Origin of the sequence: Nocardioides jensenii JCM 1364 = NBRC 14755 (genome assembly GCF_001552535.1) — a bacterium.
GTDB lineage: Bacteria > Actinomycetota > Actinomycetes > Propionibacteriales > Nocardioidaceae > Nocardioides > Nocardioides jensenii.
In genome coordinates this window covers 1-10,485 of record NZ_BCRJ01000096.1, presented here as the reverse complement: position 1 = coordinate 10,485, position 10,485 = coordinate 1, and the positions used below count along the sequence as shown (strand labels likewise).

Here is a 10,485-nt window from a genome sequence, read left to right as displayed (position 1 = left end):
CACGACGGGTCACCGCGAATTCACGACGGGTCACCGCGAACTCACGACGGGTCAGAGGAGCTCCGCGAGCAGCGCGGCGGCCCGGGCAGCGCCGTCGGACTCCACCGGTAGTGCGTGTGGCTCGACCACGAGCTCCTTGACGATCGCCTCCGCCAGGAACTCCGGCTCGCACGCCTCGGCGTAGGAGAGATGCCGACCCGCGCCGTACCTCTCCAAACGGTGCCGCACATGGAAGTTCTGCTCGAAGTGGTGCTCGAGTGGGACGTAGAGAAACGGGGTCCGCGCCGACGCCAGCTCCATGCAGGTGGTGAGCCCGCCCTGAACGACCGCGACGTCTGCCGCGGCCAGGTGCTGGTGGAGGCTCGGCAGGTAGCCGCGCACCCGCACCCCGGTGTGGCGGGGGAGTGACACGGGGTCGATCCGTGGCCCGCAGACCACGAGGAAGCGCAGCTCGGGCAGCAGCCGTCGGGCCAGTGGCGCCGCGTCGAGGACCCGCCGCAGCAGGGATTCGCCGACGCCGGAGCCGCCGACCGTCACCACACACAGCTGGTGTTCTGGCCGGTAGCCCAGCGATCGCCGCAGGCGCTCGATCTCCGGCTGGGTCGGGGCCTCGAAGCCGGTCACGTAGCCCGCGAAGTCGAAGTTCTGCTCGGTCCACTCGCGGATCCCCGGCAGTCCCGGCCCGAACGAGCCGTCGACGATGTCATCAGGGTTGCCGACGAAGACGGACCGGTCGCGAAGCCGTCGGAACCTGGCTCGCTGCTCGATCATCTCCGCGTTGTGGTCGGCGGTGAGCCGGGCCTCCGGCTCACCGCCGTCCGGCATCGGCAGCCACCCCACGAAGTCCGTCATCCACGCGTAGTTGAACCGTTTGCGTTCGGGGTTCTCGTGGAGGAAGTGGTCGACGTCCCACGCCTCGTCGCCGACCACGAGGTCGTAGTGCTGGTCGCCCACGACGTCGTCGAAGACCATGAAGTTGTTGACCAGGATCTCGTCCATCCGGCGGATCGCCGCGAAGGCATGGAGGTCGTGCTCGCCGGCCTCATCCTCGATGTGGGTGGACTCGTTGAGCAGCCACCGTGAGGCCGGATGGACACGCTCACCGGCGGCCTCGAGGACCGTCGTGACGGGATGCTGGGCCAGCCAGTCGACCTGCAGGCCGGGGCAGCTTCGGCGAAGCTCCTGGGCGACGGCGACGTCGCGACGGGCGTGGCCGAGCCCGATCGGTGAGCTCAGGTAGAGCACGCGGCGCGGTCGGTCGAGTGCCCGCTGCCAGGTACGTCGTGCCGGCGGACGATCCAGCCCCTCCATGAAGGCGCGGACCATCGTGTTGACCAGCACGGGGTGTCGTCCCGGAGGACCGTGGCCGACGCCCTCGAGCCGGGTGAACGAGCCGCCGGTCAGCTCGGCCAGCCGCCTCCCGACGCCCCACGGACGGATCTGGTCATGATCGCCGTGCACCACGGCGACCGGGCAACGAACGCGGGCGCAGGCCGGCTCGAGAGGGTCGTTGACCGCCCCCTCGAGTCCGAGGCGGCCCGCGGTCGTGTCGGCCAGCGTCCGGGCGGTGATGTCTGAGGACCACAGCAGGCAGTCCTCGATCTGCTTGGTGGAGTGCGGCTCCGAGAACATCTGCTCGAAGAAGAACCGGCGGAAGCCGTCGTAGTCGCCCTCCAGCCAGTGGTGCTTGTTGTACGCCGCCCAGCCGTCGGTGGTGTCGTGCCGCTGGTCCCACCCGAAGCGCTCGCGCGCGGGGTCGGCAACGCCAAGACCGCACGACGGGGCGATCGCGAACAGGCCCCGGACCCGCTCGGGATGGTCGGCCGCCACGTGCACCGACCAGGTCACGGCACAGGACAGGGCGACCAGGACAGCGGAGTCGGTGTCGGTCGCGTCCATCACTGCAACCGTGTCGGCGGCGTACTCGAGGTTCGCGTACGCCGCCGCGCCCGACGGTCGCCCGGAGCGCCCGCTCCCGCGACCGTCGAAGGTGACCACCCGGAAATGCCGCGCCAGGTATGGGATCTGCAGCTTCCAGAACCTCGACGGGATGATCGACCAGGTGGGCATCAGCAGCACCGTGACCGGTCCGTCGCCGTACACCTCCCAGGCGAGGGACACCCCGCCCCTCACCACGGTCCCGGTCCGGTCGGGTGACCGGGCACGGCGCTGCTCCTGCACCATCTCCCCATCGTGCTCCCGCACGAGCGGGCCTGCCAGACCCATCAGGGCCGCACCTCGTACACCTTGTTGAACGGCGTCTCGGCGGCCACCCGGAACTGCGTGAACCCGGCGGTGGTCACGACGTCCCTGATCCGGGCCGGCCCGGCCTGGGCGCCGAGCCCCAGACCGACGTCCTGGGCCAGCGACGACGGCGTGCACAGCAGGGTCGAGAAGCCGTAGTAGGCGCGACCGACCGGGTTGAGGTTGTCCTCGACGTGGTCGCCCGCAGCTGGCTCGACGATCATCCAGGTGCCGTCGTCCTTGATGGTGCGTCGGATGTTGCGGGCGGCGCCCACGGGGTCACCCATGTCGTGCAGGCAGTCGAACGTGGTGACGAGGTCGAAGCCGCCGTCCACGGCACGTGCTTCGTCGGTGATGAAGGAGACCCGGTCGCCGACACCGGCGTCCTCGGCCCGCGAGCGGGCGGTCTCGATCGACCCGGAGTGGTAGTCGGAGCCCACGAAGGTCGACCTGGGGAACGCCTGGGCCATCAGGATCGTCGAGGCGCCGTGCCCGCAGCCGATGTCGGCGACGGTTGCTCCGGCCTCCAGACGCGGTACGACGCCCTCGAGTGCGGGCAACCACGCGTTGACGAGATTGGCGACGTACGCCGGGCGGAAGAACCGCTCGCACCCGACATGCACGTCGCCGTTGTGCTCACCCCACCCGAAGCCGTCGCCGTTCCGGGCGGCCTCGACGATCAGGTGCGCGTCGCGGATCGACCCGTGTGCCGTCTGGAACAGCCCGGGGAGGTACGCCGGACTCTCGATGTCGGTCATCGCCACCGCCTGCTCGGGCGGGAGCGTGTAGCGCCCGGTGTCGGGGTCGTAGGTGACGTAGGCGCCGGCGGCCTGGCAGTTGAGCCACTCACGTGCGTAGTGCGGCTCCGTGCCGGTGCGCTCGGCGAGCTCGGCCGGAGTGGTCGGGCCGTGCTCGGCGAGGCTGCGGTAGTAGCCCAGCGCGTCGCCCATGACGACGAGCGCTCCGTTGAGGCCGGCCCCCACCTCCTCGACAGCGCGGAAGACGAAGGCCATCAGCTTGTCGGGGTCCAGGGCGGTGCTGGCGGGGGTCTGTTCGATGGTGCTCATGCGGTGCTCCTCTGGTGGTGGATGTGTCGCCACCGTGGCACCGGGAACGCCCTCACCGAATCAGGTGCCCCACCCAGCCTTTTGCGCACTACGATCAGGAAATGATCATCGGCCGCGATGCCGAGATCCTGGCGATGGAACGACTCATAGGCGGCGCGCGGATCTCGCAGAGCGGGGTCCTGGTCGTGGTCGGTGAGGCGGGCATCGGCAAGACCTCGTTGCTCGACCACGCCGCTGCCACGGCCGAATCCGTGCGGGTCCTGCGGGCGCGCGGGGTCGCCTCGGAGCAGGACGTCGCATTCGCGGGACTGCATCAGCTGTTGCTGCCTGTGCTCGGCCGGATCGACTCTCTCCCGAAGCCCCAGGCTGACGCTCTGGGGGTGGCCCTGGCGCTGCGCCGGGCACATGCCGACGCGCCCATCGATGGAGCACACCGTGTCAAGGAAGCAAACCGGTTCGCGGTGTCAGCGGCGACCCTGGGTCTGATCAGCCTCTGCGCCGAGGACCAGCCGTTGTTGCTGGTCCTCGACGACGCCCACTGGATCGATCGGCCGTCGGCGGAGGCCCTCGTGTTCACCTGTCGTCGCCTGATGGCGGACCCGGTTGCGGTGCTGATCGCGTCCCGGCCGATCCGAGGCACGCCGGTGATCGAGGCGCAGCTCCCTCAGCTGGTGCTGGGCGGGCTCGGGCTCGACGAGGTCGCCCGGCTGCTCGCGGCAGAGGGCGGTGTGCCGATTGCTGGTGACGTCGTCTCCAGCGTGCACGAGGCCACCGCCGGCAACCCGTTGGCAGTGACCGAGCTCGCCGGCAACGTCGACCGGGTCCTCGGCAGGGCACCGCTGACGCCGGTCGAGGTGCCCGACCGGGTTCGTGCCGAGTTCGCCCGTCGCGTCGAGACCCTTGACCGGGCCACCCGGATGGCGTTGCTGGTCGCGTCGATCTCCGAAGGCGACGGACTCGTGGTGACCCGGGCGCTCGCTGGCCTCGGCATCGATGTGGACGCGCTGGTGGCGGCCGAGCGGATCGGTCTGGTCCGCCTCGGCGCCGGGCGGTTCGAGTTCCGTCATCCGTTGGTGCGGGCCAGTGCCTATGCGGTGGCCGGAGGGGACGAGCGACGTACGGCGCACCGGGCGGTCGCGGAGGCGCAGCCCGACACGGAGATGGATCGACGGGTCTGGCACCTGTCCGAGGCAGCGACCGGCACGGACGCAGCGCTTGCCCAGGAGTTGGCCGCGGTGGGCCACCGGGCAGCCGACCGTGGTGCACAGTCCATCGCCGCCACTGCACTCGAGCGCGCCGCTCGGCTCGCTCCGACCGCGCGGCAGCGGGCGGACCATCTGCTCGACGCCGGAGAGGCGGCGTGGTTGGCCGGCCAGTTCGCCCGTGCCGGGCAGCTCCTCGACGAGGCTCGGACACGCGCGCCCGACGCACTCATGCGGGCACGGGTCGACGGCACCCGGGGCAACTTCGAGATGCGGACGGGATCGATGGGTCGGGCGCGCATGCTGTTGCGAGATGCGATGACGACTCTGGCCGAGGACGACCCGGAGGGCGCGGTGGCGCTGGCCGCCGACCTGGTCAGCGCCTGCCAGTTCCTGGGCGCCACGGCCGAGGGCCTAGCCGCGGCAGACCTGTTGGAGGGCCTGCTTCCGTCGGCCACGTCGCAGTACGCCGCCGTGCGTGGCCGGATGGCCGTCGGGATCGCCAGGGTGCTGGCCGGCCAGCCGGGCATCGACCTCATCCGGTCGGCGGTGACGACGCTGGAGAGTGCCACGGACTGGAGCGACGACCAGCGTCGCCCGGCGTGGATGGTGCTGGGTTCCCTGTTCCTGCGCGAGTCCGGGACGGGGCGCGAGGTGATCGACCACGCTGTCCAGGAGGTGCGCGGAAAGTGTGCCCTGGGCATGCTGCCGAACCTGTTGTTCCACGTGGCCCGCGATGACGCGACCACCGACCGTTGGGACGCAGCGCTGGCCGAGTACGGCGAGGGGATCGCACTGGCCCGTGAGACGGGGCAGGCCACGGACCTGACCATGTCGCTGGCCGGGCGGGCCTGGCTGCTGGCCCGAACGGGTGCGGAGGCGGAAGCCATGGCCGACGTGGCGGAGGCGACCGGTCTGGCTCTGGTCAACGATCTGCACCTGGCCCTGGCCTGGTCCCTGGCGGCCCGAGGAGACCTCGAGCTCGGCGCCGGACGAGCCGAAGGCGCGCTGGCGGTGCTCGGGCAGCTGGATGCGTTGTTGACCGAGATCGGCCTGCTCGACGTGGATCTCTCGCCGGGCCCCGAGATGGTCGATGTGCTGGTTCGGCTGGGCCGATTCGAGGAGGCGGGGAAACGTGCCCGGGAGTACGACGAGCGAGCGCGTGCCAAGGGCCAGCCGTGGGCGCTCGCACGCGCCCGCCGAACCCTGGCGCTGGTCTCCGCTCCCGATGTGGCCGTCATCGACTTCGAGGAGGCGTTGGTGTGGCACCGAGCCAGCCCCGACGTGTTCGAGACCGCCCGCACCCAGCTGGCGTACGGCGCGTGGCTCCGGCGGGCACGGCGCCGGGTCGACGCGCGACCCGTCCTGAGGGATGCCCTCGCCACGTTCGAACGGCTCGGCGCGCGGCCCTGGTCGGAGCAGGCGGCGGTCGAACTGCAGGCCACGGGCGAGCAGCCGCACCGTCGCGGTGACCGGAGCATCGACCTGCTGACCCCGCAGGAGCTGCAGATCGCACGCCTGTTGGGTGGTGGCAGCACCACGCGTGAGGCGGCCGCGGCACTGTTCCTCAGTCCCAAGACCGTGGAGTACCACCTTCGTCACGTCTACACGAAGCTCGGTGTCCGCACCCGTGCCGAGCTCGCCCGGCAGATCGACCTGTTGTCAGTTCGGAGCGACCCGTCGTGAATTCGTGCCCATGCTGGTGTCTGATTTCCGCTAGATAGGGCTTCGGTCATCGGGCAGGATGGAGCCATGTTCACCGACACCGAGGCCTGCTACCGGGCCGTGAAGAGCAAGGACCGTCGCTTCGACGGCGTCTTCTACACAGCGGTGCACACCACTGGCATCTACTGCCGGCCCTCGTGCCCGGCGCGCACTCCCGCCTCCAAGAACGTGTCGTTCTTCCCGACCGCAGCAGCCGCCCAGTCCGCCGGGTTCCGGGCCTGCAAGCGCTGCCTGCCCGATGCCACCCCGGGCAGCCCCGACTGGGACGTTGCGGCCGACGTGGCCGGACGCGCGATGCGGTTGATCGCCGACGGCGTGGTCGACCGGGACGGTGTCGAGGGACTGGCCACCCGACTCGGCTACACCTCGCGCCATCTCGGTCGTGTGCTGGGCTCCGAGCTCGGCGCCGGGCCGTTGGCACTGGCCCGGGCCCGCCGCGCCCAGACCGCGCGCATCCTCATCGAGACCACCACCATGACGTTCGCCGACGTCGCGTTCGCGGCCGGCTTCGCCAGCATCCGGCAGTTCAACGACACGATCCGCGAGGTCTACGCCTCGTCGCCGACCGTCCTGCGCGGCCGTCGTACGCAGGCCGGGCCCACGACCGGCCAGCTCACCATGCGCCTTGCCGTGCGTACGCCGTTCGCCGGGGCCGCGCTGCTCGAGTTCCTCGGGGTGCGCGCGGTCGCAGGGGTCGAGTCCGCCGGCGACGGGTGGTACGCACGCGCCCTCAGCCTGCCGCACGGCCCCGGAACCGTGCGGCTCGAGCTGGCCGACGCCCTCGACGAGGGCAGCATCGCCCTGGTGCCGGCGACGTTCCGGCTGACCGACCTGCGGGACACGTCCGCTGCCGTCGAGCGAGTCCGGCGCATGCTCGATGCCGACTGCGACCCGATTGCGGTGACCGACCAGCTGGCCGACGACCCGCTGATCGGTGCTCAGGTGCGGGCCCTGCCGGGTCTCCGGGTGCCGGGCCACGTCGACGGTGAGGAGATCGCCGTCCGTGCCGTGCTCGGGCAGCAGGTCTCGGTCGCCGGTGCCCGCACGGTCGCCGGGCGACTGGCCGCGGCACACGGCGCCCCGCTGCCGCCGGAGCTGATGGTCGACGGGCTCACCACGACGTTCCCGACCTCCGGTGCGCTGGCCACTATCGACCCCGACGACTTGCCGATGCCACGGGCCCGTGGCCGCGCCCTCACCGTTCTGTGCCGGGCCCTGGCCGACGGAGACGTCAGCCTCGACCGCGGCGCGGCTCGGGACGACGTACGCCGTGAGCTGGTGGCACTGCCCGGAATCGGGCCGTGGACCGCCGACTACATCGCGATGCGAGCCCTCGGCGATCCCGACGTGTTCCTGCCCACCGACGTTGCCGTCCGCAACGCGTTGACCGCAGCCGGGGCCGACCAGAAGAACGCCGCCGCTCTCGCCGAGAGCTGGCGTCCGTGGCGCTCCTATGCCCTGATGTACCTGTTGCGATCGCTCGCCCGTCCTGAGGAGATGAACTGACATGTGGACCGTGATGGATTCGCCGATCGGCGAGCTGCGCATCATCGAGCGGGAGGGCTCGGTGTCGCAGATCGAGTTCACGCCGTTCCGCCAGCCGAGCGACGGCCGCCCGATGGGGGAGCGCCGAGACGACGCGCCCGTCCTCGTCGAGACGGTGCGACAGCTGTCGGCCTACTTCGACAAGCAGCTCACCGAGTTCGACCTGCCCTTGGCGCCGGCCGGCACCGAGTTCCAGCAACGTGTCTGGAAGGAGCTGCTCGAGATCCCACACGGACAGACCGCGTCCTACGGCGAGATCGCGCACCGGCTCGGGCACACGAACAACGCCTCGCGCGCGGTGGGTCTGGCCAACGGGCGCAACCCGATCCCGATCGTGATCCCGTGCCACCGGGTGATCGGCGCCAACGGCACCTTGACCGGCTACGCCGGCGGGATCGAACGCAAGCAGACGCTGCTCGATCTCGAGCAGGACGCGCTGTTCTGATGGGCGCTGGCAGGCTGCTGCTCGTGCCTCTCTCCCTGGTCGCCGGTGCGGTCGGACTCGTGGCTGTGCAGGGCGTCACCGCTCGGCGCACCATCGAGCGGCTCCCCGAGGCCGACGGCGTGCTCGGCACCCACGGTGACGTCGGCGACGCGCTGCACCTCGTGGTGCTGGGCGACTCGGTGGCGGCCGGGGTCGGCATCTCTCACCACGACGAGACGCTGGCGGGGCGGTTGGCCGCGCTGCTCGCCTCCGACGCCGACGTGTGCCCCCGAGCCGTACGACGCACCGTGGTCGCCGAGTCCGGCCTGACTGCGGCCGGAGTCCTCGACCTGCTCGAGGCGCGGGCCGCTGACATCCGCGATGCCGACGTGGTCGTCGTGTCCGTGGGTGTCAACGACGCCAAGGGACTGCACTCCACCCGACGCTGGCGGGTCGAGCTCGCTGCGTTGTTGGCCGGACTCACCACGACTGCCCCAGGCGCACGCGTCGTGCTGCTCGGCGTGCCGGACATGGCGATGTTCACCAGGCTGCCGAGACCGTTGCGTTCCGTGCTGGGGGTGCGCTCCCGTTCACTCGACCGGGCCGGGCGTGACCTCGTGGCGACGTACCCGCAGGTGCAACATCTGGCGTTGCGCGCGGATCTGTTGGGGGAGGGTGGGGCTCCCGCCTTCGCTGCGGACGGCTTCCACCCATCGGCAGCGCTTCACGAGGCCATGGCTCGCGAGATGCACCGGATGGTCCGCCCGGCATAGACGTGGCCTGCAGCCGGGTGCCCGTGGTGCTCGGCGTCAGCGGGCGTTGCGCGCCTGCGTCGAGTTGTGCCATGGTTACTAAACCATTGTTTAGTAACTCGAGGTGTGCATGGCTCCGCGTCCCCGCTCCGTCGATGACGACGTGATCCTCGATGCCACCCGGGCCGTGGTGGGAGAGCTGGGTCCCGATCGGCTGACCCTGGCGGAGGTGGGCCGACGGGTCGGCCTGACAGCTGGCGCCCTGGTGCAGCGTTTCGGGTCCAAGCGCGGCCTGTTGCTCGCCTCGGCGGCGCGTTCGACGGTGATGGTGCGTCGTGGTTTTGCCGAGGCCGAGGCGGTGACCCAGTCGCCACTGGCCGCGCTCGAGGAGGTCGCCACCGCCAGCCTCGCGCACATCGAACGGCCCGAGGAGATCGGGCATGGCTTGGGCTTCGTCCGCCTCGACGTGGTTGATCCGGACTTCCGGGCGCTCGCCCAGGACCACTCCCGCGCCGTCGCCGACGGCACACGTGGGTTGCTCGACAAGGCGGTCCGGGCCGGCGAGCTGCGACCCGAGACCGACACCGGGGCGCTCTCCCTCGCCCTGCTCATCGCCTTCCACGGCACGCCCGTGGTCTGGGCGCTCCGGGGCGAGGGACGGCTCGACGACTTCGCGCGCGACCAGCTGCGGCAGGTCCTGGCGCCTCACCTGATCTGAAGGGAACCTCTGCATGCTTGCCCGCGTCACCCTGTTCTACGTCGCGACGTTTCTGGCCTCCGGTGCCTGGCTCGCCGTGCAGGACCACACCTCCGTCAGTCCCGACCTGATCTCGTTCGTGCAGTTCGCTCCGGCCACGGGGGTGCTGGTGTTGCTCATCGTCCTGGGCGGACGTCTTCGACTGGCGGTGTCCCTCCGCCAGCCGCGACGTGTCGCGCTCGCCTGTCTGCTGACACTGTTGGCGGCCGCCCTGGCCGCACTCGTGGCGGCCGCCTGCTCCCTGGTCGTGGGTCATGACCTGCACGGGGCATGGGACGACGGGCTTCCGTTTCCGCTCTGGGCGCACGTCGCCGCCCTCACCATCGGGTCGGTGAGTGAGGAGCTGGGATGGCGAGCCTGGCTGCAACCGACGCTGGAGTCCCGGCTCAGCGTGCTCTCGTCGTCGTTGGTTGTCGGCGTGCTGTTCGGCCTCTGGCACATCGGCGCCTGGGCTGCCGGCCCGACGTACGTAGCCCTGTTCGTGGTGATGGCGACCGCACTGTCCGTGGTCGTCGGCGAGATCATCCGCCACGCGCCCGGAGCCAACCTGGTGGTGGCGACCGTGCTGCACACGGCCGCGAATCTCGCGATGCTCGCAGTCCTCGACGAAGAGGACGGTTCGCTGGCCGCCATCGGCTGCCTGGCCGTCGGCTGGGTGTTGACCGCGGCCGTCACGCTGGCCGTCGGTCAGGCACTCCGACCTGGTGCGGTCACTCGGTCGCGCAGGGATACGGTGGTGGGTCGGTCGGTTTCACAGGTGAGCCTGGGC

Annotated in this window: 8 protein-coding genes; 6 read left to right on the top strand and 2 right to left on the bottom strand. The window is 70.9% G+C overall.

Going from position 1 to position 10,485, the window contains the following annotated elements; genetic code table 11:
* Positions 1–51 precede the first annotated feature (51 nt).
* Complete coding sequence (locus NJ4_RS19970; RefSeq protein ID WP_245644642.1) at positions 52–2,226, bottom strand: alpha/beta hydrolase; 2,175 nt, start codon at positions 2,224–2,226, stop codon at positions 52–54.
* Complete coding sequence (locus tag NJ4_RS19965; RefSeq protein WP_067439390.1) at positions 2,226–3,311, bottom strand: methyltransferase domain-containing protein; 1,086 nt, start codon at positions 3,309–3,311, stop codon at positions 2,226–2,228. The genes NJ4_RS19970 and NJ4_RS19965 overlap by 1 nt, the downstream gene beginning before the upstream one ends.
* Positions 3,312–3,412: 101 nt before the next feature.
* Here NJ4_RS19965 and NJ4_RS19960 point away from each other — a divergent pair, with 101 nt between their 5' ends.
* The 6 genes from NJ4_RS19960 to NJ4_RS19935 form a co-directional block, all read left to right on the top strand.
* Positions 3,413–6,199, top strand: a complete 2,787-nt coding sequence (locus NJ4_RS19960; protein WP_067439387.1) for a helix-turn-helix transcriptional regulator — start codon at positions 3,413–3,415, stop codon at positions 6,197–6,199.
* A 66-nt stretch (positions 6,200–6,265) separates the two neighbouring features.
* Positions 6,266–7,744: a DNA-3-methyladenine glycosylase 2 gene (locus NJ4_RS19955; RefSeq protein WP_067439384.1), complete on the top strand. Its 1,479-nt coding sequence runs from the start codon at positions 6,266–6,268 to the stop codon at positions 7,742–7,744.
* Between the two features lies 1 nt (position 7,745).
* Complete coding sequence (locus NJ4_RS19950) at positions 7,746–8,228, top strand: methylated-DNA--[protein]-cysteine S-methyltransferase (RefSeq protein ID WP_067439381.1); 483 nt, start codon at positions 7,746–7,748, stop codon at positions 8,226–8,228.
* Positions 8,228–8,980, top strand: a complete 753-nt coding sequence (locus NJ4_RS19945) for an SGNH/GDSL hydrolase family protein (RefSeq protein WP_067439378.1) — start codon at positions 8,228–8,230, stop codon at positions 8,978–8,980. Before NJ4_RS19950 ends, NJ4_RS19945 begins: the two co-directional genes overlap by 1 nt.
* Before the next feature lie 109 nt (positions 8,981–9,089).
* Complete coding sequence (locus tag NJ4_RS19940) at positions 9,090–9,677, top strand: TetR/AcrR family transcriptional regulator (RefSeq protein ID WP_067439375.1); 588 nt, start codon at positions 9,090–9,092, stop codon at positions 9,675–9,677.
* Positions 9,678–9,690: 13 nt separating this feature from the next.
* A partial coding sequence (locus NJ4_RS19935; protein ID WP_067439372.1) for a CPBP family intramembrane glutamic endopeptidase occupies positions 9,691–10,485 on the top strand: 795 nt, incomplete at its 3' end.